General features: G+C 73.2%; 20 protein-coding genes and 1 tRNA gene. 14 read left to right on the forward strand and 7 right to left on the reverse strand.

Going from position 1 to position 24673, the window contains the following annotated elements:
- Positions 1 to 1624 (reverse strand): GGDEF domain-containing protein (locus H3C53_05495; protein MBW7916124.1); only part of this gene is annotated, 1624 nt, incomplete at its 3' end.
- Positions 1625 to 1837: 213 nt separating this feature from the next.
- On the opposite strand from H3C53_05495, the gene H3C53_05500 reads away from it, so the two are divergent.
- Positions 1838 to 1912, forward strand: a tRNA-Val gene (locus H3C53_05500).
- 170 nt (positions 1913 to 2082) lie between these two features.
- Complete coding sequence (locus H3C53_05505) at positions 2083 to 3480, forward strand: FAD-dependent oxidoreductase (protein MBW7916125.1); 1398 nt, start codon at positions 2083 to 2085, stop codon at positions 3478 to 3480.
- Positions 3481 to 3496: 16 nt separating this feature from the next.
- Here H3C53_05505 and H3C53_05510 read toward each other — a convergent pair whose 3' ends face one another.
- Both H3C53_05510 and H3C53_05515 read right to left on the reverse strand, forming a co-directional pair.
- Entirely contained in the window at positions 3497 to 4735 is a 1239-nt protein-coding gene (locus H3C53_05510; GenBank protein MBW7916126.1) for a Zn-dependent hydrolase, read from the reverse strand.
- A 235-nt stretch (positions 4736 to 4970) separates the two neighbouring features.
- Positions 4971 to 5945, reverse strand: a complete 975-nt coding sequence (locus tag H3C53_05515) for a phosphotransferase (protein ID MBW7916127.1) — start codon at positions 5943 to 5945, stop codon at positions 4971 to 4973.
- Between the two features lie 175 nt (positions 5946 to 6120).
- Between H3C53_05515 and H3C53_05520 the strand changes: the two genes are divergently transcribed.
- From H3C53_05520 to H3C53_05535, 4 genes are read left to right on the forward strand one after another with little or no spacing between them, the layout of a single operon-like run.
- Complete coding sequence (locus H3C53_05520) at positions 6121 to 7605, forward strand: hypothetical protein (GenBank protein ID MBW7916128.1); 1485 nt, start codon at positions 6121 to 6123, stop codon at positions 7603 to 7605.
- 50 nt (positions 7606 to 7655) lie between these two features.
- Positions 7656 to 8585, forward strand: a complete 930-nt coding sequence (locus H3C53_05525; GenBank protein MBW7916129.1) for an ABC transporter permease — start codon at positions 7656 to 7658, stop codon at positions 8583 to 8585.
- Entirely contained in the window at positions 8578 to 9435 is an 858-nt protein-coding gene (locus H3C53_05530) for an ABC transporter permease (GenBank protein ID MBW7916130.1), read from the forward strand. Before H3C53_05525 ends, H3C53_05530 begins: the two co-directional genes overlap by 8 nt.
- Positions 9436 to 9479: 44 nt before the next feature.
- Complete coding sequence (locus tag H3C53_05535; GenBank protein MBW7916131.1) at positions 9480 to 10523, forward strand: membrane dipeptidase; 1044 nt, start codon at positions 9480 to 9482, stop codon at positions 10521 to 10523.
- Here the strand turns inward: H3C53_05535 and H3C53_05540 are convergent.
- The 4 genes from H3C53_05540 to H3C53_05555 are packed head-to-tail and all read right to left on the reverse strand — an operon-like array spanning position 10507 to position 15806.
- On the reverse strand, positions 10507 to 11727 hold the full coding sequence (locus H3C53_05540) for an MFS transporter (GenBank protein ID MBW7916132.1): 1221 nt from the start codon (positions 11725 to 11727) through the stop codon (positions 10507 to 10509). The two genes, H3C53_05535 and H3C53_05540, sit on opposite strands and share 17 nt — an antisense overlap.
- A 13-nt stretch (positions 11728 to 11740) precedes the next feature.
- Positions 11741 to 12889 carry a glycosyltransferase gene (locus tag H3C53_05545; protein MBW7916133.1) on the reverse strand — a complete coding sequence of 383 codons (1149 nt, stop codon included), beginning with the start codon at positions 12887 to 12889 and terminating at the stop codon, positions 11741 to 11743.
- Positions 12890 to 12930: 41 nt separating this feature from the next.
- Positions 12931 to 13980 carry a 2-oxoacid:ferredoxin oxidoreductase subunit beta gene (locus tag H3C53_05550; GenBank protein ID MBW7916134.1) on the reverse strand — a complete coding sequence of 350 codons (1050 nt, stop codon included), beginning with the start codon at positions 13978 to 13980 and terminating at the stop codon, positions 12931 to 12933.
- Positions 13977 to 15806 (reverse strand): 2-oxoacid:acceptor oxidoreductase subunit alpha, encoded by a 1830-nt coding sequence (locus H3C53_05555; protein ID MBW7916135.1) that lies wholly within the window; start codon positions 15804 to 15806, stop codon positions 13977 to 13979. The genes H3C53_05550 and H3C53_05555 overlap by 4 nt, the downstream gene beginning before the upstream one ends.
- Before the next feature lie 251 nt (positions 15807 to 16057).
- Between H3C53_05555 and H3C53_05560 the strand changes: the two genes are divergently transcribed.
- The 8 genes from H3C53_05560 (at position 16058) to H3C53_05595 (ending at position 24596) form a co-directional block, all read left to right on the forward strand.
- Positions 16058 to 17122, forward strand: coding sequence for a Gfo/Idh/MocA family oxidoreductase (locus H3C53_05560; protein MBW7916136.1), 1065 nt, complete (start codon positions 16058 to 16060; stop codon positions 17120 to 17122).
- Between the two features lie 327 nt (positions 17123 to 17449).
- Positions 17450 to 18436: a tripartite tricarboxylate transporter substrate binding protein gene (locus tag H3C53_05565; protein MBW7916137.1), complete on the forward strand. Its 987-nt coding sequence runs from the start codon at positions 17450 to 17452 to the stop codon at positions 18434 to 18436.
- A 101-nt stretch (positions 18437 to 18537) separates the two neighbouring features.
- Complete coding sequence (locus H3C53_05570; GenBank protein ID MBW7916138.1) at positions 18538 to 19086, forward strand: tripartite tricarboxylate transporter TctB family protein; 549 nt, start codon at positions 18538 to 18540, stop codon at positions 19084 to 19086.
- 40 nt (positions 19087 to 19126) lie between these two features.
- Positions 19127 to 20659: a tripartite tricarboxylate transporter permease gene (locus tag H3C53_05575; protein MBW7916139.1), complete on the forward strand. Its 1533-nt coding sequence runs from the start codon at positions 19127 to 19129 to the stop codon at positions 20657 to 20659.
- Entirely contained in the window at positions 20649 to 21575 is a 927-nt protein-coding gene (locus tag H3C53_05580) for a sugar phosphate isomerase/epimerase (GenBank protein ID MBW7916140.1), read from the forward strand. Before H3C53_05575 ends, H3C53_05580 begins: the two co-directional genes overlap by 11 nt.
- 53 nt (positions 21576 to 21628) lie before the next feature.
- Positions 21629 to 22645: an NAD(P)-dependent oxidoreductase gene (locus tag H3C53_05585; GenBank protein MBW7916141.1), complete on the forward strand. Its 1017-nt coding sequence runs from the start codon at positions 21629 to 21631 to the stop codon at positions 22643 to 22645.
- Positions 22645 to 23706, forward strand: coding sequence for a dihydrodipicolinate synthase family protein (locus H3C53_05590; GenBank protein MBW7916142.1), 1062 nt, complete (start codon positions 22645 to 22647; stop codon positions 23704 to 23706). Before H3C53_05585 ends, H3C53_05590 begins: the two co-directional genes overlap by 1 nt.
- A complete protein-coding gene (locus H3C53_05595) occupies positions 23703 to 24596 on the forward strand; it encodes a GNAT family N-acetyltransferase (protein MBW7916143.1) in 894 nt (297 codons plus the stop codon). The genes H3C53_05590 and H3C53_05595 overlap by 4 nt, the downstream gene beginning before the upstream one ends.
- The last annotated feature ends 77 nt before the right edge of the window (positions 24597 to 24673 follow it).

Here is a 24673-nt window from a genome sequence, read left to right on the forward strand (position 1 = left end):
CGCTGAGCGTGACGCGCAGTCCCGGCGCGCACGCGGCCCAGTCGTGACCGGCCACGAGCCGCCGCGCCCCGTCGGCGGCCGCAGCGGCGGCCGCCTTGCCGGAGCCCGGCGCGAGCACCATGAACTCCTCGCCGCCCCAGCGGGCGAGCACGTCCGTGGAGCGGAACGCGCCCCTCAGGAGCGCGGCGACCTGCGCGAGCACCTCGTCTCCCACCACGTGCGAGTAGGCGTCGTTGACCGCCTTGAAGTGGTCCACGTCGAGCAGCACGACCGCGACATCGTCGCTGTCCTCCCGCGCCACCGCCTCCTCTAGGCGTTCGCGCAGGTAGCGTCTGTTGCGGAGCCCGGTCAGGTCGTCCGTGCTGCTGAGGGCCTCGAGGCGCGCCGCCTGCTCGCGGAGGCGGCGGTTGGCCTCCACTACGGCCCGCCTGGCGACGACGTTGACCTCGTGGGTTTCGCCAAGGCCGAGCTCCAGTTGCGTCACCAGCAACGCGAGCGCCTGGCTACTCCGTTCCGCCTCGTCGCGCGCCCGCTCGGCGACGTACGCCTCGAGTCTCCCGTACGCCTCGGCGTGCCGCCCGAGTCCCGCCAGCGCAGCCGCCGCCGAACGCATGGTCCCTGTCGCCGCCACCGCGTTGCCGGCTACCCGGTACGCGGCGGCGGCACTCTCCAGCTCGGCGAGGGCCTCCGCGAACCGCGCCGCGCCGATCAGGAACTCACCGTGGCTCGCCCTGATGTCTGGTTCGAAGCTGTCGCGCCCCTCGGCGGCACCCGCCAACGCCTCCGAGAACAGGGCTTCGGCGCCCTCGGCGTCCCCCGCGCCAGAGCGCACCTCGGCCAGTTTGGCCAAGGTGGCGGCGCGGTAGCGCTCGTTGTCGAGGGTGGTGAACCAGGCGAGCGCCTCCCGCAGCGCCGCGGTCGCCTCGTCGTGCCTCGCGAGCCTGGCGAGGCAGCGACCCTCGTTCGAGCGGGCGATGGCGGCACCGAAGCGGTCGCCTTCGAGCAGGAACGACTTGCGCGAGCGCGCGAAGCAGCCGAGCGCCTCGTCGTGCCGCCCCAGGTCCAGGTAGACGTTGCCAAGGTTGTTGAGGAGCGGCGGGGCGACTGCCTCGCCCGCGGCCTCGAGCAGGGCGATGCCGGCGTCGAGGTACTTGACGGCCACGTCGAGCAGGCCGCGCGAGCCGTACACCGCGGCGAGGTCGTTGTGCGCCCGCGCCGCCAACCGCGGCAGGCCGTGGCGCTGCGCCAGGGCGAGCGCCTCGCCGCCCCAGTCGAGCGCCGCGGCCGCGTCGCCGAGGAGGAAGGCGGCCCGGAGGCCCGCCAGGCAGGCTTCCGTCTCCGCCTCGCCCACTCGGCCGGGACCGGTGCCGGCGGACTGGGCGCACAGCGCCCGCACGGCGCCCGCCGCCTCGAGGGCCGCGGCGGGCTCGTCGAGAGCGAGCCGACTGGTGGCCAACGCAGCGAGAGCCACCACGCGCCCCACGGGCGGGAGCTCGCCCGCGAGCGCCTCCTCGGCCTTGGCAGCTGCCGCGCGGGGGGCGTTCAGGCGTAGGCGCCACGCCTCAAAGGCGGCCGGGGCCTCCGGCGCCCCGCCGCTGAAGTCACGGTTCGTCGCTTCCGGCACCCTCGATCCTGTTCCGCCGCGCGCCACCCCAGGTCCGCGCGGCCGCGGGCCTCGTCTCGCTTACTACCGCCAACCTACCCCGCCGCGCCGCCCGACCTCCCGACCTCGGGTTCGGAGCCCGCCGCGACCCGGCGGCGCCGGCCACCGCCGCTGCCGTCCGGCGCCGTGGCATAATGCCCCTGCCGCCGAGCCGGTGCGGCGGCAGGGACGCCGGGGCGATTAGCTCAGCGGAAGAGCGTCCGCTTTACACGCGGAGGGTCGGGGGTTCGAATCCCTCATCGCCCACCAGCTCCCCCGGGCCGTCCGTCCGCGCGGACTAACCGCGGCCACCACCGCGGCGTCCGCGCTCGACCGCGCGCCGGGGGCGGCGGTTATGCTGGCCCCACCCCGCCGCGCTGCCGGCCACCGTGTGCCCCCGACCACACCCGACCGGGGAAGTGCGGCTCGTTGGAGCCCGCATGTCGTTGCCCACAGCCAAGACCTCCCCGCTCTGGTGGGACCTCGTGCCCACCGCCCCTACCCGGCCGCCCCTCGCGGGCGACGCCGACGTCGACGTGGCCATCGTCGGCGCCGGCTTCACGGGCCTCTGGACCGCCTACTACCTCAAGCTCCTGGAGCCGTCCACCGACGTGCTGGTGATGGAGCGCGCGCACGTCGGCTTCGGCGCCTCCGGGCGCAACGGCGGTTGGTGTCACCCGGAGTACCCGCTCGGCCTCGCCACCCTGGCGCACCGCCACGGTCGCGACCCGGCGTTGCGCTTCCAGCGGGCGGCCCTCGACGCCGTCGAGGAGGTGGGCCGCGTCTGCCGCCGCGAAGGCATCGACTGTCACTACCACCTCGGCGGCCGCTTCATCGCCGCTCGCACGCCGCTGCAAGCGAAGCGCGCCCGCGCAGACGTCGCCGAACACCACGCCCTCGGCCTCGGCGAGGAGGAGCTGCGTTTCCTGGACGCCGCCGAGGCGCGGTCGCTCAGCGGCATGGCGCGGGTGACGGGCGGCACCTTCATGCCCCGAGCCGCGGCGCTGCACCCGGCGCTGCTCGTCCACGGCCTGGCGCGCGCCTGCGAGCGGCTTGGCGTCAGGTTGGTCGAGGCGACCGGCGCCACGGACGTGGCCGCCGGCAAGGTCAGCTTCGCCGGAGCGGCCGGTCCAGGCACCGTCACGGCGCGCAGCGTCCTGCGCGCCACCGAAGGCTACACGCGCGACCTGCCCGGCGAGGGGCGCACGCTCATCCCGCTCTACTCCCTCATGATCGCGACCGAGCCGCTGGACGCCGCCACGCTGAGCGAGGTGGGACTCGCGCAGCGCGAGCTGTTCGCCGACTACGGCCACATGGTCATCTACGGCCAGCGCACGGCCGACGGGCGCGTCGCCCTGGGGGGCCGCGGAGCTCCCTACCACTTCGGTTCGGGCATCAGCGCCCGCTTCGACGTCGACGACGTGGTGCACGGCCACCTGGCGCGGCTGCTGGTCGACCTGTTCCCGGCGCTTGGCGGGGCGCGGATCACCCACAGGTGGGGCGGCCCGCTCGGCGTCCCGCGCGACTGGCGCCCGAGCGTCTCCTACGACCCCGCCACCGGCATGGGGCACGCCGGCGGCTACGTCGGCGACGGGGTCGCGCTCTCCAACCTGGCGGGGCGGACGTTGGCGGAACTCGCCCTCGGGCGGAGGAGCGAGCGCACGGACCTGCCGTGGGTGCAGCACGAGTGGCGCCGCTGGGAGCCGGAGCCGCTACGGTTCTTGGGCGTGAACGCCGGCCTCTGGCTCACCCGCTCGGCGGACCGGGAGGAGGCGCGCACGGGGCGGCCGAGCGCGCGCGCCAAGCTCGGCAACTGGCTCAGGGGCAAGCGCGCCTGAAGCCGGCCGCCGGCAGTCACCGCCCGAGCCAGGCCATTGTCTTGCTGGCGAGGCGGTCGAGCGCCACCACCGACATCTCGAGGTGCTCCTCCCTCGTGTCCTCGATCTTGTTGTGGGAGATGCCGTGCAGGCTCTGAACGAACAGCATCACGGTCGGGACGCCGGCGCGCGCCACCTCGGCGGCGTCATGGAGCGGGCCGCTCGGCAGGTGGTGCGACGTGCCGGACGCCTCGCGGACGGCCTCGTCCGCCATCTTCAGTAGCTCGGGGTGGAACGGCATGGGGTCGATGCCCCAGATGTTGCTCCACGCCACCTCCACGTTCCCCTCGGCGGCGAACCGCTCGCTGGCCGCCACGGCGCGGCGGTACATGGCCGTGAGCGCCTCGCGGTCGAGGTGGCGCTGGTCGAGGGTGATGTCGCACTCCGCCACCACCGACGTGACGATGCCCGGCCGGGTCACGCACGAGCCGATGGTGCATACGCCGCCCAGGTCGTCGGTGATGCGGTAGATCTCCTGGCTCATCTTCCCCGCCGCGAGGAAGGCGTCACGGCGCCGGTTCATGGGCGTGGAACCCGAGTGCGCCGCCTGGCCGCGGAAGTGGATGCCGTGGCGCTCCACGCCGAAGGTCCCCAGCACGACGCCGAGCGGCAGGTCCAGGTCGAGGAGGACGGGGCCCTGCTCGATGTGCAGCTCGAGGTAGGCGCCCGCGGAGGCGAGCTCGGCGTGGGCGTCGTTCATGCGGTCCAGGTCGACCCCGCACCGCTTCAGGGCGTCCACCAGCAGCACGCCGTCGGCGTCCTTGCGGTGTCGCTCCTCGTCGGGCACGAGCGTGCCCCCCGCCGCGCTCGACCCGAGGAGGCTGCGGCCGAAGCGCGCCCCCTCCTCGTCGGCCCAGTCGACCAGGCGCACCGTCACTGGGGGCCTGCCGCCGTACTCGTCCTTGATGCGCCTCACGACCTCCAGGCCGGCCAGAACGTTGAGGCAGCCGTCGAGCCACCCCCCGCCGGGCACGCTGTCGATGTGGCCGCCTATGAGCAACTCGACGCTCGACTCCCCCGGCAGGGTCGACCAGACGTTGCCGGCGGCGTCCCAATGCGTCTCGAGGCCGAGGGCGTCGGTCTTCTCGCGCATGAACTCGCGCGCCTTCAGCCACGTGTCGGTCCACGCCACGCGCCAGGCGCCGTTCTCGTCGCCCGTGAGGGCGCGCAGGTCCTTGAGTTCTCGGACGGTCCGTTTCGGGTCGAGGGTGCTCACGGCGGCCTCCTTGGGGGCAAGGCGGCGGCCACGCCACGGGCCCGCCGGCCCTGCCGGGGCCCGACGGCGGTCGGCCGCGCTCTCGTCTGCCGCGCAGTCTACCAACCGCGCCCGCTCGGGTAGGGCCTTCCCAGCGCCGGCGCCGCACGCAGGCGCCGCGCCCCGGGGCGCAGCCGTGATGGCGCCCGAGGGCGCCTCGGCGCCAGCGCCGTCCTCCCCGGCCCCGCCCCGACCCCTACGGCAGGACCGGGAGCGCCGCCTCGACCCGGCGGCGCAGGTCGGCCGGGTCGACGTCCGCGCCCAACGCGCCGAACGTCGCCGCGAGGGTCGTGAGGTCGCGCTCGAGCAGCTCGCGCGCGAAGGGGCCCGAGCGCAGGTCCATGAGCTGTGGCACGTCGATGATCACGACCCGACCCTCGTGCCACAGGAGGTTGTAGGTGGAGAGGTCGCCGTGCACGAGCCCGAGCCGGGTCAGGTCGACCATGGCGGCGGCGGCCTGCTCGAAGGCCGCCTGCGCCTCCGCCCGCTCGAGGCGCAGGTCGGCAAGGCGGGGCGCCGGGTCGTCACCGACCCCCACGAACTCCATCAGCACCACCGCGCCCGCCGCCGCCCAGGCGCTCGGCTCGGCCGGCAGCGCCGGCACCGGCACGCGCACGCCGGCCCGGTGCAACCGCCACAGGTTGGAGTACTCGCGCATCACCCAGAGCGCCACCTTGGCCCGCTTGCCGGCTCGCGACCGGCGCTTGAGCACGCGCGCCAGTCGTTCGTCCTCGAACTCGAGGCCCTCCCAGTAGGGCGCGTCGCTCCGGAACGAGCGCGCCTCGAGGTCGGCGTAGACCTTGGCCGCCAGGCGCGTGTCGCCCCGCGTCACGAGGTAGACGGTCGCCTCCTTGCCCCCCTTGACGAGCCCGTGAAGTTCGTCGAACCAACCGCCGGCGCGGAGCCGCCGCAGGTCCTGGTCCTTGAACGCCTGCTCGCCGCCGGCGACGGCGCCGACCAGCTCGGCGACCGTGCGCTTGGCGCGCGGCTTGCGCCGTGCCCGGCGCACCTCGGCCTTGGCGGGCAGTTCGCGCGCCCTCACGGCCGTGCCGAAGCCCGGTTCGCCCTCGCCGGCGTGCTCGGCCCGGTCGGCGGCACCGCCTCCGCGCCCGCGCCGGCCTCGCGGCCGCTCGGGCGGCCGCTTGGGCGGCCGGCCCTCGTCGTTACTCACCAGTCTCCTCCCGACCTGGGCGCCCGGCGGGCGCCCGGCGGCCAGCTTAACCAACGCTTCATGTGACGGCCGCCCCCTCCGCCTCGACCCGCCTTTCCCGTACCATTCCCCTTGCGGCGCCGCGCGGCGGGCAAACCGGCCCCCGGCGGTCGGGCGCCAACACCTGGGAGGGTGCATGAGAAGAACTGCTCTACTAGTCCTGGTCCTCGTGGTCACGGCCTTCGCCGCGGCCGAGGGACGTCTCACCACGGCGATCGGCTCGAACCCGCCGACGCTCGACCCGCAGAAGACGTTCAACGGCTTCTCGTTCGCCATCACGAACCAGGTCTACGAGACGCTCTTCCGGGTCACGCCGGAAGGCGAGATCGAAGGCCTCCTCGCCGCCTCGTGGGAGTACCTCGACCCGTCGACCCTCCGCGTCACGCTCCGCGACGGCGTGAAGTTCACGGACGGCACCGCGCTAGGCGCCGCGGCGGTCAAGGCCTCCCTGGAGCGCCTCCTCGACCCCGCCACCGCCGCCCCCGGCCGCTTCGTCGTGAGCGCCATCGAGGCGGTCGAGGTCGTAGACGACGTGACGCTCGACATCAAGACGGGCGAGCCGTTCGCGCCCCTCCTCGCCCACCTGGCGCACCCGGTTGCCGCCATCGTCCCCGTGGCGCACGGCGACGACCTGGCGCGCAACCCCGTCGGCTCCGGACCGTACGAGCTCGTGTCGTGGGAGCAGAGCAACCAGCTGCTGCTGACCGCCAACCCGGATTACTGGGGCGGCGCGCCGGCCATCGGCGAGGTCCTCTACCGCATCATCCCGGAGATCAGCACCCAGCTCGTCGAGCTGCGCTCGGGCGGCATCGACATCCTCTTCAACATCCCGCCCGACGCCTTCGAGACCCTCGCCGCCGACACCAAGTTCGAGACCCGCTCCTACCTCGGCTGGGGCAGCATGATGCTCGGCATGAACACGGCGAACCCGAAGCTGAGCGACCTGCGCGTGCGCCAGGCCATCGCCCACGCCATCGACAAGAGCCTGATCATCGACGAGTTCCTCCGCGGCCTCGCCGAGCCGGGCGTTGTGCCCATCCCGCCCACCGTGCGCTTCGCGGCCTCCGACCTGGCCGAGCCTTACCCGTACGAGCCCGACACGGCCAAGGACCTCCTGGCGGAGGCCGGCGCCACGGGTGTCAAGTTGACGCTCGACATCTACCAGAACCCCGACCTCGAGGCCGTCGCCCAGGTGCTGCAGTTCATGCTCTCGGAGGTCGGCATCGAGCTGACGATCCGCGTGCAGGAGTACGCCGCCTACGTCGAGCAGACGGAGAAGGACGACCTCGAGCTGTACGCCTCCAGCTGGGGCACGGTCACGCTCGACGCCGACTACACGCTCTACGCCTTCTTCCACTCGAGCGAGATCCCGGGCAACAACACCTCCCGCTACCAGGTCGCGGCCGTCGATGCCCTGCTGGACGAGGCCCGCGCCACGCCCGACGACGCGATCCGCGCCGCCGCCTACCGCGACGTGCAGGAGATGGTCCTCGCCGACGTGCCGATGGTGACCCTCTATTACCCCCTGTCGACCATCGCCAAGTGGCCCGTCCTCCAGGGCGAGGTCGTGCGCTTCAGCTGGATCAACCTCGACCTGCGCCAGGCGACGCTGTCGCGCTGAGCTAGGTACCGGGGCGGGCAGCCAGCTGGTCGCCCGCCCCGACCCACCCGGTGGCACTCTTCATCCTGCGGCGCCTTGCGGCGCTGCTGCCCGTTCTACTCGGCGTGACCCTCGTGGTCTTCGCCATGCTGTGGCTGGCTCCCGGCGACCCGCTGCTGGCGCTCGTCGGCGAGTCCGCGCAGGGCATGAGCAAGAGCGCCCTCGAGGAGCTCAGGCGCGCCCACGGTCTGGACCGCGGGCCGCTCGTGCAGTACCTCGGTTACATCGCGGACCTGGCGCGGGGCGACCTGGGCGTCTCCGTCCGCAGCGGCCAGCCGGTCAGTCAGGAGGTCCTGAGCCGCTTCCCCGCCACGCTGCTGCTGGCGGGAAGCGCCATGCTCGTCGCCGTGGCGCTCGGCCTCACCCTCGGCGTGCTGGCCGCCGTCTACAGGCGCAGCGTCGTCGACCACCTCGCCGTCCTGCTGGCCCTGCTGGGCGTGTCAGTGCCCGTGTTCTGGTCGGGCCTGCTGCTGATGCTCCTGTTCGCCCTCGACCTGGGCTGGTTGCCCGCCTCCGGCTACGGCACCTGGAAGCACCTGGTGCTGCCGGCGCTGGCCGTCGGTTTCTCGTCGGCGGCGTTCATCGCCCGGATCACGCGCGCCAGCATGATCGAGACGCTCAGGCAGGACTACGTGCGCACCGCCACGGCGAAGGGACTCGGCAAGAGCGCCGTGCGCCTAAGGCACGCGCTGCGCAACGCCCTGCTGCCGGTCGTGACCGTGGTGGGGCTGCAGTTCGGCGGCCTCCTCGGCGGCGCGGTCCTGACCGAGACGGTCTTCGCCTGGCCCGGCATCGGCCGCATGCTGGTGGACGCCATCGGCGCGCGCGACCTGCCGCTCGTGCAGGGGAGCGTGCTCTTCATCGCCGTCATGTTCATCCTGATGAACCTCCTCGTCGACGTCTCCTACGCCGTCCTCAACCCCAAGGTGCGCTATGAGTGAGGCCGTCATGCGACCGCGGCGCCTGCGCTCGCCGGCGGTGCGCCGCTTCCTGCGCAACCGCGCCGCCACCGTTGGCCTCGTGCTCACCGTGCTCCTCATCCTGGTCGCCGTCTTCGCGCCCCTGCTCGCCCCCTACGCGCCCGACTTCCAGAACCTCCGCGCCCGCCTCCGGCCGCCCTCCACGGCGCACCCGTTCGGTACCGACGAGTTCGGTCGCGACGTGCTCAGCCGCGTGCTTCACGGCGCCCGCGTCTCGCTCCTGACGGGCCTCGTGCCCGTGCTGGTCGCGGCCGGCCTCGGCAGCACCCTCGGCCTGCTGGCCGGCTTCTACCGCGGGACCCTCGACGCCATCCTCATGCGCGTCATGGACATCTTGCTGGCGTTCCCGTCGCTGCTCCTCGCGCTCGCCGTGGTGGGAGCGCTCGGACCGGGCCTCGAGAACGCCGTCATCGCGGTCGCCATCGTCGGCATCCCGTCGTACGCGCGCATCGTTCGCAGCGTCGTCATCGCCACGCGCGAGGAGGAGTTCGTCACGGCGGCACAGGCGCTGGGAGCGCGCGACCCGCGGCTGCTGCTCAAGCACGTGCTGCCCACCGCCATGGGCGCGCTCAGCGTCCAGGCGACCCTCGGGATCGGCTTCGCCATACTCTCCATGGCCGGCCTGTCGTTCCTCGGACTCGGCGTGCAACCGCCCACGGCCGACTGGGGCGAGATGCTCACGCGCGGCCGCCGCTACCTGCCGGGCGCCCCCTGGCTCCTGCTCTACCCCGGCGCCGCCATCTCCCTCACGGTGCTCGCCTTCAACCTGCTCGGCGACGGCCTTCGCGACGCGCTCGACCCGCGCGACTGACGAGACGCCGACGCGCGGCCGCGCTGGGATGTAACCTGCTCGGCATGATCCCCGTGTTCGACGGCCACAACGACACGCTCTTACTGCACGCCCAGGACCCCGACCGCGACTTCTTCGCCCGCCACGACGACGGCCACGTCGACCTCGTGCGGGCCCGCGAGGGGGGCCTGGTGGGCGGCTTCTTCGCGGTCTGGACCCCGTCTCCCGATCTCCCGCCGGCATACGCGGGCCTCGGCGACGACCGCGGCCTGCCCTTCCCACCCGGCGGCGCCGTCGACCCCGCCCGGGCCCGCGCTCACGCCGACCGCTGCCTGGCGCAGCTCCTCGCCTGGCACGAGGACCCGGCGGGGCGCTTCCGCCTGGTGCGCACGGCCCTGGAACTGGAGGAGGCCATCCGCGACGGCGTCATGGCCGGCATCGCGCACTTCGAGGGGGCCGAGGCCATCGGGCCCGACCTGGCCGCGCTCGACGTCTACCACGCCGCCGGTCTGCGCTCGCTCGGACCCGTCTGGAGCCGGCCGAACCTGTTCGGGTTCGGGGTGCCCTTCGTGTTCCCGAGCGGCCCCGACCTCGGCCCTGGCCTCACCCCGCACGGCCGCGCCCTCGTGCGGCGCTGCAACGAGCTGGGCATCATGCTAGACCTGTCTCACATCACCGAACGCGGCTTCTGGGACGTGGCCGAGCTTTCCACCCACCCGCTCGTGGCCACCCACTCCAACGCCCACGCCATCTGCCCGTCGCCCCGCAACCTCACCGACGAGCAGCTCGCGGCCGTGGCGGCCTCCGACGGCGTCGTGGGGCTCAACTTCAACACGGGCTTCCTCGACCCGGAGGGGCGCCGCGACACGACGCTGCCACTTGACGTGATGGTGCGCCACGTCGACCACCTCGTCGACAGGCTGGGCGTGAGTCGCGTGGCGCTGGGGTCGGACTTCGACGGGGCGACCATGCCGGACGGCGTGAAGGACGCCTCGCAGCTCCAGAACCTGATGGCCGCCCTGGCCGCGGCGGGTTACGACGACGACAGCCTGCGCGCCATCGGGCATGGCAACTGGCTGCGGGTGCTGAAGCTCACCTGGGGCGAGTGAGCGTGGCGGCGTGGCGCCGCAACGTCTCGGGCACCCCGAACGCGAACCAGCCGGCCGCCCCCACCCCCACCGCGCCGATCGCCAGCGCCGACGGGCCGAGCCCCAGCAGGTCCGCGACCACGCCCACCACGAGCGGGCCAGCCACGAAGCCGGCGTCCCCGACCAGCCGCCAGCGCCCGAGGAAGGCGGCGACCGCCCCCGCTGGCGCGAGGTCGGCGCCAAGCGTCATCATCGTGCCGGCGCTGATGCCGTTGCCGACGCCCATGACGAGGGCGGCCCCCGCCAGCCCGTACGCGCCACCCGCCAGGGGCACCAACGCCATGCCGGCTGCCTGCAGGAGGAACGAGGGCACGATGGCGTGCTTGCGGCCGAAGCGGTCCATGATCATCCCCGCGACGTAGAAGAGCGACATGTCGGCCAGGCTGGAGACGCTCACGATGAGTCCCGCCACGCCCACGTCGAGCCCGAGGACCTGCGTGGCGTAGAGGGGCACGAGCACCCGCCTGCCGGCGCGCACGGACTGCCCCAGGAGCTGCGCCCCACCGGCGTTGATGAGGTCGCGCCGCGCCGAGGCCAGCACCGCGCGGCGTTCGGCGCTACCCTCCGGCGAGCCGCGACCGGCCGCTCGCCGGCCGGCCGGCGTCCGCCGGGCCGGCGGCGTCCGCAGGGTCGGCGGCAGGACGACGAGGGCCAGCAGCGCGAGCGTCGCGGCGCCCACGGCGGCGTAGAGGAGGAACGGCGCCCTGAGGCCGTAGAAGGCAGCGAGCCCGCCGCCCATGGCGGGCCCGACGAACGAGCCGAGGCGCGTGAGCCCGCCGAACACCCCCATCGTGCGGCCCCGGTTGCCCCGCGAGGTGGCGGCGGCCAGGAGGGCGTGGCGGGAGACGTTCCAGACGGACATGCCCACGCCGGAGGCGAAGCGGGCCGCGAACAGCCAGCCAAGGCTCGGGGCCAGGGCGCTGCCGAGTGCGGCGGCGGCCACCACCCCCACGCCGAGCAGCATGGCGGCCCTTGGGCGCATGTCGTTGACCAGGTGACCGGCGGGCACGTCGGCGAGGAGCGTGCCGAGCCCCTCGGCGGCGAGGACGAGGCCGACCGCCGCCAGGCCGGCTCCGAACCGCTCGGCGAAGACGGGCAGGGTCGGGATCAGCAGGCCGTCGCAGATGGCGAGGAGCGTGGCGGGCAGGTAGATGGCCAGGAGCATGGGTGGGCGGTCGCTACCGGCGGCGGCGGGCGGCGCGCGCCAGGCCGGCCACGCGGCGCGCCTGGCGGTAGCGCCTGACCAGGTCCGCTGTGGCCGCGTCCCACGTCCAGCGCTCCGCCTCGCAGCGACCGGCAGCGGCGAGGCGCGCGCGGAGCTCGGCGTCGCCCAGCAGGCGCCGCACGGCGCCCGTCAGCGCGGCCACGTCGCCTGGCGCGACGAGGAGCCCGCTACTCTCATGCTCGACGACGTGGGGTAGGCCGCCCGCGGCGGCGGCCACCACCGGCACGCCGGCGGCCATGGCCTCGAGGGCCGCGAAGCCCAGCGTCTCCGAGGTGGACGGGAAGGCGAACACGTCGCCGCTGGCGTAGGCCGCCGCCAGCTCGTCGCCCGCGAGGAACCCGGTGAACACCGTCGCCGTGCCCGCCAGGCGGGCCCGCAACTCCCCCAACGCCGGGCCGTCGCCCACCACGGCGAAGCGCACCCCCTCCGGGGCAAGCGCCAACGCGGCGTCGGCCAGCACGTCGACCCGCTTCTCGCGCGACACCCGGCCGATGTAGACGACGAGCGGGGCGTCCGGCGCGTCGCCGCTCAGGCGCGCCCGCATGGCCGCGCTGCGGTGACGGGGGTGGAACCGCTCCGTGTCGACCGCCTTCCGCCACAACCTCACGCGCCTGACGCCCAGCCCCCGCGCCAGGCTCATCATCTGCGGGCTCGTGCACAGGTTGAGGTGCGCCAGGTTGTGCACCTCGCGGTCCAGGACCTCGAGCGGCCGGCGCACCAGACCGAGGCCCAGGTCGGCGACGACCTTCGGGTCGGTGTGGAAGCTAGCCACCAGCGGGTAGCGGCGCCGCCGCGCCAGGACGGCCCCCCAGGCGCCGAAGAAGATGGGGTTGATCACGTGCACCACGTCGGGCGCGAACTCGCTCACCGTCCGCGCCAACCGGGCGGCCGGTAGGGCGACGCGGTGCTCCGGGTACCACGGGAACGGAAGACCGGGCGCGGCCAGCACCCGGTGCCGACCGTGTCGTCCGGGCGCGCCCGGCGGCGCCAGCACCAGCACCTCGTGACCCAGCCGCTCCAGCGCTCCAAGGGTGGCGGTGAGGCGGGTGACTACGCCGTCGACCTTGGGTAGGAAGGTCTCGCTCACCCACACCAGCCGCAGCGGACCGGCCTCGTTCCCGGGGTCGTCCCCCGCCGCTCGGCTCAGGCGTGCCCGGCCAGGAACGCGTCGAGCGCCGCCGCGCTCGGCCGCAGGCTGGCGTCAGGGAGCATCGACAGTGGCGTCTCGCTCATCTCGCTGACCTCGGCGAGGGAGGGCCGCGAGTCGTCGTAGTGGACGATGCCGGTGAGCAGCTCGCCCGCGGCGTCCGCCTCGAGCAGGCGCGCGATGCCCTTCACGCGGTCGGCCGTGTCGAAACCCGCCTCGATCTTGCGGAGCGTCATGCGCGCACCGTCGTGCAGCTCGACGACCTGCGTGGAGCCGGGGTCGTAGTCGTCTATGTAGATCTCGTCCTGCGCGGGGATGAAGCCGACCTCCTGCAGGACCCGCTCGTGCTCGCGGCCGTAGGCGTAGCTGTGGCGGGAGTCGGGCTCGTCGTTGAAGGCGACGCACGGGCTGATGATGTCGATCACGGCCGTTCCCCTGAACGAGAGGCCGGCCTTGATGACCTCGCGCACCTGCTTGGCGTCGCCCGCGAAGGTCCGCGCCACGAAGCCCGCCCCCGCCGCGATGGCCTCCAGGCAGATGTCGATGGCGGGGAACTGGTTCGTGCCGGCGTACTTCAGCTCGTGCCCCTCGGGGGACGTGGCGGAGAACTGCCCCTTGGTGAGGCCGTATACGCCGTTGTTCTCCACGATGTAGACCATGCGCACGTTGCGCCTGATCACGTGCTTGAACTGGCCCAGGCCGATCGAGCCCGTGTCGCCGTCGCCGCTGATCCCGATGGCGCGCAGGGTGTGGTTGGCCTGCAGCGCGCCGGTGCCGAGCGACGGCATGCGGCCGTGCAGCGAGTTGAAGCCGTGTGACTGGCCGAGGAAGTAGGCGGGCGACTTGCTGGAGCAGCCGATGCCCGAGAGCTTGATGACGTCCTGCGGCCTGAGGTCGAGGTCGTAGGCGATCTGCACGAGCTGGCTGGCGACCGAGTTGTGGCCGCAGCCCTTGCAGAGGGTCGACGGGCTGCCGACGTAATCCTGCTTGCCGAGCCCGACCCGGTTCACCTTCGGGGTGCTTGCCGGTCTGTCCACGCTGGTCACTCCCCTTCCAGGTGCGAAACGAGGCGCTCCGCCACCCACGCCGCGGTGAGCGGCATGCCGTCGAGGTAGGCGATCTTCACGAGCTTGGCCGCCTGCTCGGGCAGCTCGTCGCGCAAGATGGCGGCTAGCTGCCCGTCGCGGTTCATCTCGATCACGACGACGTCGTCGTGCGCGGCGACGAACTCACCCACCTCGGGTCCGATGGGTAGGGCGCGCAGGCGCATGAAGTCGGTGGCCACCCCGGCGGCCGCCAGCAGGTCGCGCGCCTCCTCGATGGCGTAGCGCGTGGTGCCGTACGCCACGATGCCAAGCTTGGCGCCGGGGCGCAGGTCGACGACCGCGGGAGGAACGAGCGTGCGCGCCGTGTCGAACTTGCGCGCCAGGCGGTCCATGTTCTTCACCCAGTCCTCCGGGCGCTCCGAGTACTTGGCGTTCTCGTCGTGGCCGGTGCCGCGCCCGAACCACGCCGAGCGTGGGCTCTCGTTGCCGGGGATGGTGCGGGCGGTGATGCCGTCACCGTCGGTGTCGCGGTAACGCCCGAAGCTCGGCAGCGCGTCCACCTCCTCCGCGCTCAGGACCTTGCCGCGGTCGAGCGGCCCCGAGGGGTACTCGAACGGCTCCCCCATCCAGTTGTTCATGCCGAGGTCCAGGTCGGAGAGCACGAGCACCGGCGTCTGGAGCCTGTCCGCCAGGTCGTGCGCCTTGTAGCCGAACTCGAAGCACTCCTCGATGGAGGAGGGGAAGAGCAGGACCTGCTTCGTGTCGCCGTGCCCCAGGTAGTACGAGAAGGCCACGTCGCCCTGGCTCGTGCGCGTGGGCATGCCCGTGCTGGGGCCCACCCGCTGGATGTCCCACACCACGGCCGGCACCTCGGCGTAGTAGGCGAGCCCGAGGAACTCCGCCATGAGCGAGATGCCGGGGCCGCTCGTGGCGGTGACGGCGCGAGCGCCCGCCCAGCCGGCGCCGACGACGATGCCGATGGCGGCCAGCTCGTCCTCGGCCTGCACGACGCTGTAGGTCGCTCTGCCGTCGGGTCCGCGCCGCAGCCGCCCGAGGTACTCCCGCAGCGAGTCGATGAAGCTGGTCGACGGGGTGATGGGGTACCAACCGGCGACGCTGACGCCGCCGAAGACGCTGCCGAGCGCGCCGGCCTCGTTGCCCGTCATCATGATCAGCCCGGAGGTGGCGTCCATCGGCTCCACCCTGAACGGGTCGCGCTTCTCGAGGTTGGCCTGCGCCCAGGCGTGAGCGAGCTTGACGACCTCGAGGTTGCTGTCGACGAGCTTCCGACGCTTGCCGAAGTGGTGGCCGAGCGCCTCCTCGATCACGTCGAGCGGGACGCCGAGGAGGTGCGCGACCACGCCAACGTAGGTCATGTTCGCGATGTACTCCTTGATCTTGCCCTTGACGTCGACCCCGCCGAGGAGCTCCTTGACGGGCACCGGGTAGTAGGTGAGGTCGGCCCGCTCCGGCCGCAGGCGCAGGTCGGCGTTGTGGATCACGACCCCGCCCTCCGGCAGGGCGGCGACGTCCTCGTGGAGCGTGGCGGCGTTGAACGCCACCAGGACGGCCGACTCGCGGCGCGCGACGTAGCCGTGCTTGCTGACGCGGATGTGGTACCAGGTTGGCAGCCCCTGGATGTTCGACGGGAAGATGTTCTTCCCGTGCACCGGGATGCCCATCTTGAAGAACGAGCGCAGGAGCGTCAGGTTGGCCGTCTGGCTGCCGGTGCCGTTCGCGGTGGCCACCACCAGGGAGAAGTCGTTAACCTTCGAAGCGGCGTCCGGCCCTGCCGCTTCTCGCTCAGACGTCAGCGTCACACCCATGCGGGAACTCCACCTCCTGGGGTCGGCGGTACCCCCGGGGCCGCCCGCCCGGCAGGCGGCCGCCACGCCGCGCCGGTCGCGGGTCGAACGCCCGGCCTGGCCCCCGTTGCCCGCGCTGCGGGCCACGCTCTCGCCCCAACATCTTGCTCAGATAGTAACCCCGCGAGGACGACACGGCCCCACCCCGGGGCGGCGTCCGCGCCGGCAGCGCGGGATGATAACGTTCGGCACCGATCGGAGGCCCTCCAAGGATGAACACTGCAGGCGACGAGTACGGCGTGGGGATCGTTGGCGCGGGCAACATCGCAGCGGCGCACGTGGACGCCATCGGCAGGACGGTCGGCGCCCACCTGGTCGGCGTGGCGAGCCGTTCCCCCGCGGGCGCCGCGGCACTGGCCGCCAAGCACGGGGTGAGGGCGTTCGACAGCGTGGCGGCGCTCGTGGCGGATCCGGCCGTCGACGTGGTGGCCGTGTGCACCCCGTCGGGGGCCCACCTGGAGCCGGCGCTCCAGGCGGTGGCCGCCGGCAAGCACGTCATCGTGGAGAAGCCTCTGGAGGTGAGCGTCGCGCGCGCCGAGGAGATCGTCGCGGCGGCGGAGCGCGCCGGCGTGGCCGTCGCCACCATCTTCATGAGCCGCTTCGCCGACGCCAACGCCTTCCTTCACCGGGCCGCGGCCGAGGGTCGGCTCGGCCGGCTCGTCCAGGGCAACGCCTACGTGCCCTGGTACCGCGATCAGGCCTACTACGACAGCGGCGCCTGGCGCGGCACCAAGGCCCTCGACGGCGGCGGCGCCCTGATGAACCAGGCGATCCACCAGCTCGACCTGCTCCTGTGGGTGATGGGGCCGGTCGCGGAGGTCGTCGCCTACGCCGCCACCCTCGCCCACGAGCGCATCGAGGTGGAGGACACCCTGGTGGCGTCCCTACGCTTCGAGAGCGGCGCCCTCGGGCAGCTCTCGGCGGCGACCTCACTCTGGCCGGGGCGCGCCAAGACGCTCGAGGTCTATGGGACCGATGGCCTGGCCGTCGTGAGCGACGACGTGCTGGTGGAGTGGCGCAACCGGCACGACGACGACGCCGAACGCTCGCGCGTCCTGGCCGCGTACGGCGGGAGCGCCACCGGCGGCTCGAGCGATCCCATGGCCATCTCGTTCGAGAACCACCGGCGCCAGTACCAGGAGTTCGTCGACTCGCTCAGGGCCGGCCGGCCCTCCGGCCTTGGCGGACGCGCGGGGATCGAGGCCGTGGCGGTCATCGAGGCCGTCTACCGCGCGGCCGCCGAGGGGCGGCCCGTGAGGCCGGTGCGCCCGACCTGAGGCCACCACGGTGCGCCGAATCGCGCCGTCTTCGACCGCTCACCGGGCCGCGGGCGGCCGCGCCCAGGACGCGGTCGCGACCGGGCAGCCGGGCGGTGTTGACCCGGTATGACCACCGTGCTAGCCTCCCTTCGTAAGCGCACGTGGTGCCGTTCGGCACGCGAAACCCCCCTCTCCGGCCGCGGTCGGCAGCTCGGTCGCACGTGGTCACCAGCAAGTTCGTAGAGCTCCACGCTCCCACGCAACCGCGCCCCCGGCGGGTTGCCAATCCCCCGGAGCGACCCGGAGCACCGGAGGATAGAAGTGAGAGCATTCAGTCGCGCCGCCATCACCCTCACGGCGATCCTCGGCCTGCTGGCCTTCGCCACCGCCCAGGATTACCCCTGGAAACCCACCAAGCCGATCACCATCGTCGTCCCGTGGGCCGCCGGCGGCTCCACCGACCAGGTGACCCGCGTGATGGCAGGCGAGCTCGAGCGCGCCCTGGGTGCGTCCGTGGTCGTCGTCAACCAGCCGGGCGCCTCCGGGTCGGTGGGCACGACCAACGTCTTGAATAGCGAGCACGACGGCTACACCTGGGCGGCGGGCGCCATCCGCGACCTCGGCACCTACGCCGTGCTCGACATGCTCGACACGCGCATCGACGACTGGTACATCTACCTGGGCGTCTCGAACACGGGCGTCGTCGCGGTCAACGCCGGCACCCCCTACAAGACGTTCGGTGAGCTCCTCGACGCCATGCGCGCCAAGCCCGGCCAGGTCACCGTGGCCACCGCGGGCCTCTCCTCGGCCGGCCACACGGTCATGGAGAGCATCGCGGCCGCCACCGGCGTCACCTACCGCCACGTGCCGTACGACGGCGGCAACCCCGCCGTGATCGCGACCGTGGCCGGCGAGGCCGAGGTGGTCACGCAACTCGCGGTCGAGGAGGCCGAGATGCTGCGCGCCGGCCGCCTGCGCGCGCTGGCTGCCCACTCCCAGGTGCCGCTCTTCCTCGAGGGCGTCGGCGAGATCCCGGCCATCACCGACTGGATCCCCGACATGAAGATCCCCACCAACTACTTCGGCATCTGGATCCCCCGCGACGCGCCCGCCGAGGTGGTGGAGACGATGAACCTCGTGTGGGAGAACGTGATGAAGAACTCGGACGCCCTGCGCAAGTACGCGGCCGAGCGCGGCGCCATCTTCGACCCGCTCTACGGCGACGAGGCCATCGAGGCCGCGCGCCCGTCGGTCGCCCACCAGGCCTACACGCTGTGGGACGGCGGCAAGGCCCCCATCGATCCGGCCACCCTGGGTTACGAGCGGCCGTAGCCGCAACATGAGCCCGTGGCGCCCCGCCCCCGGTCGGCACCGTCGACCCGGCGGGGCGCCCTGTTTCCAAGCGAACAGCGTTAGGACGTAATCAGGACCAGATGACCAAGACAACGGATCGCAACGCAGGCGTGATCATCTTCCTCTTCGGAGCGCTGGTCACCTTCGAGTCGTGGCGCATGCCGCGCTTCGAGAAGATAGGCGGTTCCCTCCTCAACGCCCCCGGGCTCGTGCCCGGCATGCTGGGGATCATCATCGCCGTGCTCGGCGCCATCATGGTGATGCGCTTCTACACCGTCAGGCGGATGGCGCGCCGCGGTGCGGTGGCCGCGCCGCCGCCGCACGCGGTGGAGACACCCGAGGAGGTCGCGGCGGAGGTGACGGCGGGGATGCAGCCCGCGTCGATGCCGCGCCTCCTCGTCACCCTCGCCCTGAGCGTCCTGTTCGCGGGCGTGCTGGTCGGCCGCGTCCCGTTCTGGCTGGCCATCTTCCTCTTCGTGGCGGCGTCCATCGTCTACTACGAGAAGGACAGGCTGAGGTCGACGGCCGCCACGGCGCGCGTCGTCGCCATCGCCGCCGCCATCGCCGGCGCCACCGCGTTCGCCGTCCCGTTCGTCTTCGAGCGGCTCTTCCTGGTGACGCTGCCGTGAGGCGCCGCGTCGCGACGTTCCCCGGGGGGCGGTGAGCGGCATGCTCGACGGCGTCAACTACTTCGTGCAGGGCGTGCTCGGCTTCCTCACGCCCGGCGCGCTCTTCAACATCGCCTGGGCCACGCTCCTCGGCATCATCGTCGGCATGCTGCCGGGGCTCACCGCCACGCTCGGCGTGGCGCTGCTCACGACGCTGACCTTCACCATGCCCTCCGGCGACGCCATCTTGGTGCTCATCTGCATGTACGTGGGCGCCATCTACGGCGGCAGCCGCAGCGCCATCCTGCTCAACATCCCCGGCACGCCCGCGAACGCCGCCACCGTGCTGGACGGCCACCCGCTGGCGCGATCGGGTCAGGTCGGCAAGGCCATGGGCATCGCCACCATCGGCTCGTTCCTCGGCAGCTTCATCGGCATGATCCTGCTCGCCACCATCGCCCCCATGCTGGCCGAGGCGGCCCTCAAGTTCCAGTCGTACGAGTTCTTCTGGCTCGCCATCTTCGGCATCGTCATCGCCGGCCGCCTGACGGCCCTCGACGACCCCCTGAAGGGTTGGATCGCCGGCTTCCTCGGCCTGCTCGTCGCCATGGTCGGCCAGGAGGGCATCTACTCGTACGCCCGCTTCGCCTACGGCAGCACCGACCTGGCGGGCGGTCTGGGTCTCTTGCCGGTCCTGGTCGGCATGTTCGGCTTCACCGAGATCCTGTTCGTCATGTACCAGCCCGCCGCCACCGCCGTCACGAGCGTCATGGACTCCGTGATCCCCAAGGCGCGTGAGGTCTTCCGCTACTGGCAGACGATCATCCGCTCCGGCCTCATCGGCACGCTCATGGGCCTCATCCCAGGCGTGGGCGAGGACATGGGGGCGTGGGTGTCGTACGCCGCGGCGCGCGGCTCCAGCAAGGAGAAGGAGAAGTTCGGCAAGGGTTCCGTCGAGGGACTCATGGCCGCCGAGACGGGCAACAACGCGGCCGTGCCGGGCGCCATCATCCCGGTGCTCACGCTCGCGGTCCCCGGCTCGGCGCCCGCCGCCGTGCTCCTCGCCGCGCTCTTCATCCACGGCATCCGCCCCGGGCCCCTCATCATGATCGAGTCGCCCTCCTTCGTGTTCGAGGTCACGGCCATGGTGTTCATGGCCACGGTGGCCATGCTCGTCTTCGGCCTGCTCCTCACCAAGCCGCTCCTCACCGTGCTGCGCATCCCGCCGGCTCGGCTCATGCCGATCATCATGGTGCTCTGCACCGTGGGCTCCTTCGCCATCGCCAGCCGCGTCTTCGACATCTGGGTGATGCTCGCCTTCGGCATCATCGGCTTCGTGCTCCGCCGCTACGGCTTCCCGCTGGCGCCGCTAATCCTCGGCGTCGTGCTCGGCCCGATCCTCGACAGCAACCTGAGGCGCGGCATGCTCCTCTCGGACGGCTCGATCGTCCCGTTCCTCACCCGGCCCATCAGCCTGACGCTGTGGGCCGCGATCGCCGTCACGGTGCTCCTCGGCATCCCGACGGTCCAGGACGGCCTCCGGCGCCTGCTGGGCCGGCGCGGCGCGGGCAAGCGAGGCGACGATCGCGGCTGACGGCGCCGGCGCCCCAGCGGCGCGACCGCCGAGGCGCGGCGCCCCGACACTCGCGCTCTGCAACGAGGTGATCCGCGAGCTCGAGCCGCGCGCGCAGTTCGAGCTCGCGGCGAGGCTCGGCTACGACGCGCTGGAGCTCGCGCCCTTCACCCTGACCGACGACCCCCGCAGCCTGACGAGCGGCGAGGTCAAGGCCACGCGGCGCCACGCCGCCGCCGCCGGCGTGCGCGTCTCGTCGCTCCACTGGCTGCTGACGGCCCCCGCCGGGCTCTCGATCACCAGCGCCGATCCGGCCGTGCGGCGCGAGACGCTGGCGGTGATGATCGCGCTGATCAGGCTCTGCGCCGACCTCGGTGGCAGCGTGCTCGTGCACGGCTCGCCGCAACAGCGCCGCCTGGGCGGCGAGGACCCGGGCGGCGACCGCGCCCGCGCGGTCGAGGCGTTCGCGCTCGCCGCGCGCGAGGCCGAGAGCTGCGGGGTGACCTACTGCATCGAGCCGCTGTCGCCCCGCGAGACCGACTTCCTGACCACCGTGGCGGAGGCGGCCGAGGTGGTGCGGACGATAGGCAGCCCCGCGCTGCGCACGATGCTCGACACGCGCGCCGCCCGTCTCGGCGAGGCCGAGCCGGTGGCGGAGGTCCTGCGGGCGGGCCTGGCGAGCGGCATGATCGCCCACGTCCACCTCAACGACTCGAGCGGCCTGGCGCCGGGCCAGGGCGAGGACGACTTCGTCGGGGTCCTCGCCACCCTCGCGCGCTCGGGCTACGCCGGGGTGGCCGCCGTCGAGCCGTTCACGTACACCCCGGACGGCCCCACGAGCGCCGCCTTCGCGGCCGGTTACGTGCGGGGGCTCTGGGAGGGCGTCGCGCGCGCGCCCGCGGTGGGCGCGGCCGCGGCGGGAAGCGCCGCAAGCTGAGCGCGGCCGCCGAGGCCGCCAGCCACCTGGGTAGGACCGGAGGAGGGTTCGCTATACGTACCGTCACTGAACTGGAACAGGCACTGGCCACGCCGTCGCAGGCGCTGGTCGACGACATGCGCTCCATGCAGGGCGACCTGCTGCTGCTGGGAGCGGGCGGCAAGATGGGGCCGAGCCTCGCCATGCTGGCCCGCAACGCGCTGACCGCGGCCGGCAGTGGCGCGGCGGTGATCGCGGTGTCGCGCTACTCGGACCCCGCCGTCAGGCGGCGCCTCGAGGAGGCGGGGGTGACGACCGTGTCGGCCGACCTGCTGGACGAGGCAGACCTGGCCGCGCTGCCGGACGCGCCCAACGTGATCTACATGCCCGCAATGAAGTTCGGCAGCTCGGGCCAGGCGCCGCGCACGTGGGCCGTCAACACCTACCTGGCGGGCCGGGCCGCGGCGCGCTACGCCGGCTCGCGCATCGTGGCGTTCTCTTCCGGCAACGTCTACCCGCTCGTGCCCGTGACCTCGGGCGGCGCCAGGGAGCAGGACCCAACGGGGCCGGTGGGCGAGTACGCCTGGTCGGTGTTGGGGCGCGAGCGGTTGTTCGAGCACTTCTCGCTGCAGAACGGCACTCCAGTCGCGCTGCTGCGCCTCAACTACGCCGTCGAGCTGCGCTACGGCGTATTGGTCGACATCGCAGTCGCCGTCAAGTCCGGCGAGCCCATCGACGTCTCGATGGGCAACGTGAACGTGGTGTGGCAGGGCGACGCCAACGAGTGGACGCTCAGGGCGCTCGGCCACTGCAGCTCGCCCGCCACCGTCCTCAACATCACCGGTCCGGAGACGCTGTCGGTGCGTCAGCTCGCCGAGCGCCTGGGCGCCCTGCTGGGCGTCGAGCCGCGCTTCGTCGGCGAGGAGCAGCCCAACGCGCTGCTCAACAACGCGTCCGTGGCGCACTCGCTCTTCGGCTACCCCCGCCTCGGCGTGCAGATGCTCCTCGAGCTGGTGGCCGCTTGGGTGGGCTCGGACGGCGAGCTGTTGGGCCGGCCGACCAAGTTCCAGGTCAGGTCGGGGGCGTTCTGATGGCGCGGACAGAGCTCGACGCTGTCAAGGCGCAGCTGCTCCGGGCGGGCACCGTCATCCCGGCCCACCCGCTGGCGCTGACCGCGGAGCGCCGGTTGGACGAGCGGCGCCAACGCGCCCTCAGCCGCTACTACCTCGCGGCCGGCGCGGGCGGCCTGGCCGTCGGCGTGCACACCACCCAGTTCGAGATCCGCGAGGTGGGGCTCCTGGAGCCCGTCCTGCGGTTGGCGGCGGACGAGGCGGCGAGCGTCGGCGCGACGCGCCCGCTGCTGCTCGTGGCCGGCGTGTTGGGCGACACGGAGCAGGCGCTGGCCGAGGCGGAGCTGGCGGCAGGGCTGGGTTACGACCTGGCCCTCCTGAGCTTCCGCGGCCTCGACGACCTGTCGGAGGCGGCGCTGCTGCGCCACGCCGAGAGGGTGTCGGCGGTGCTGCCGGTCGTGGGCTTCTACCTCCAGACGGCCGTGGGGGGGCGGCGCCTCAGCTACGACCTGTGGCGCGACCTGGCGGAGCTGCCGGGGCTGGCGGCCATCAAGATCGCGCCGTTCGACCGCTACGCCACGCTGGACGTCGTGAGGGCCGTGGCTCACTCCTCGCGCGCCGACGCCATCGCCCTGTACACGGGCAACGACGACGCCATCCTCGTGGACCTGCTCACGCCGTTCGTGGTGGCCACCCCGGCGGGAAGCAAGGAGCTGAGCATCGTGGGGGGCCTGCTCGGCCAGTGGGCCGTGTGGACGCGGGCCGCGGTCATGCTCCTGGACGAGGTCAAGCGCGTGCGGGCGGGCGCGCCGCTGACCCGCGAGCTGCTGACGCGCGCCGCGCGCCTCACGGACGCCAACGCGGCCGTGTTCGACGCGGCGAACGGCTTCCACGGGGTGATCGCGGGCGTGCACGAGGTGTTGCGGCGCCAGGGGCTGCTGGCGGGCACTTGGTGTCTCGACCCGGCCGAGGGCCTGTCGGCGGGGCAGGCCGAGGCCATCGAGCGAGTGAGTCGCGAACACGCGGACCTGACGGACGACGCCTTCGTGGCGGCCCACCTGGGGGAGTGGCTGGCGCCTTGACGCCGCCCGCGGTCGCCATCCGCCAGTTGGCCGGCTCGGACCTGCCGGCCGCGGCGGCGTTGTCCGCCGCCGTGGGTTGGAACCAGACGGCGGCGGACTGGCGGCGCCTGCACGCCCTGGCGGCGCGCGGCTGCCTCGGCGCGTGGCGTGGCGCCGAGCTGGTGGGAACGGCCACGCTCGTCGACTACGCCGGCAGGGTGGCGTGGCTCGGCATGGTGATCGTGGCCGCCGCCGAGCGCGGTCGGGGGCTGGGCGGCCGCCTGGTCGAGGAGGCCCTCGCGCTGGCCGGCGGCGGCGGTGACGGTGGGGGCGGCGGTGACGGCGCGACCGTGGTCGGGCTGGACGCCACGGACCTGGGCGCGCCGCTCTACGAGCGCGCCGGGTTCGTGACGGTGGCGCTCATCGACCGGTGGGGCGGCCGCCTGCGGCCGGGCACGGCGCCCGCGGCGGCGTCTCGCTCGACCCGGACGCGGCGCTTGACGGCCGCCGACCTCCCGGCGGTGGCGGCGCTGGATGCCGCCGTGACGGCCGTGGACCGCGCCGCCCTCCTCCATCACCTCTTGCAGGAGGACGACGTGGCCGTGCACGGCGCTTTCACCGCCAATGGGTTGGCGGCCTTCGCGGCGTTGCGGCCGGGGCGGGAGGCGGCCCACCTGGGTCCGTTCATCGCGACCGACGGCGAGGCCCGCGCGGCCGTCATGGCGGCCGTGGCCCGGGAGGCGGCGGGCGCGCCCGTCCTGGTGGACGTGGTGCGGGGCGAGGGCAAGGCCGAGCTGTTGGTCGGCGCCGGCTTGAACGTGACCCGCACGCTGCGGCGCATGACGCGCCCGGCCCTGCCGGTTATGACGGCAGTGGGCGTGGTGGCCGCGACGGCGTTCGAGTGGGGTTGACCGACCGCCGCGGCGCTCAGGCCTCCAGGACCTCGACGGCGCCGGTGTCGTCCGTGTCGGTGTCGTCCGTGTCGGTG

Source organism: Trueperaceae bacterium (assembly GCA_019454765.1).
Taxonomy (GTDB): domain Bacteria; phylum Deinococcota; class Deinococci; order Deinococcales; family Trueperaceae; genus JAAYYF01.

Excerpts from the sequence above, each read along its gene's own strand:
- H3C53_05505 (MBW7916125.1), top strand. The coding sequence starts at position 2,083 with ATGTCGTTGCCCACAGCCAAGACCTCCCCGCTCTGGTGGGACCTCGTG.
- H3C53_05520 (MBW7916128.1), top strand. The coding sequence starts at position 6,121 with ATGAGAAGAACTGCTCTACTAGTCCTGGTCCTCGTGGTCACGGCCTTC.
- H3C53_05530 (MBW7916130.1), top strand. The coding sequence starts at position 8,578 with ATGAGTGAGGCCGTCATGCGACCGCGGCGCCTGCGCTCGCCGGCGGTG.
- H3C53_05535 (MBW7916131.1), top strand. The coding sequence starts at position 9,480 with ATGATCCCCGTGTTCGACGGCCACAACGACACGCTCTTACTGCACGCC.
- H3C53_05540 (MBW7916132.1), bottom strand. The coding sequence starts at position 11,727 with ATGCTCCTGGCCATCTACCTGCCCGCCACGCTCCTCGCCATCTGCGAC.
- H3C53_05555 (MBW7916135.1), bottom strand. The coding sequence starts at position 15,806 with ATGGGTGTGACGCTGACGTCTGAGCGAGAAGCGGCAGGGCCGGACGCC.
- H3C53_05560 (MBW7916136.1), top strand. The coding sequence starts at position 16,058 with ATGAACACTGCAGGCGACGAGTACGGCGTGGGGATCGTTGGCGCGGGC.
- H3C53_05570 (MBW7916138.1), top strand. The coding sequence starts at position 18,538 with ATGACCAAGACAACGGATCGCAACGCAGGCGTGATCATCTTCCTCTTC.
- H3C53_05575 (MBW7916139.1), top strand. The coding sequence starts at position 19,127 with ATGCTCGACGGCGTCAACTACTTCGTGCAGGGCGTGCTCGGCTTCCTC.
- H3C53_05590 (MBW7916142.1), top strand. The coding sequence starts at position 22,645 with ATGGCGCGGACAGAGCTCGACGCTGTCAAGGCGCAGCTGCTCCGGGCG.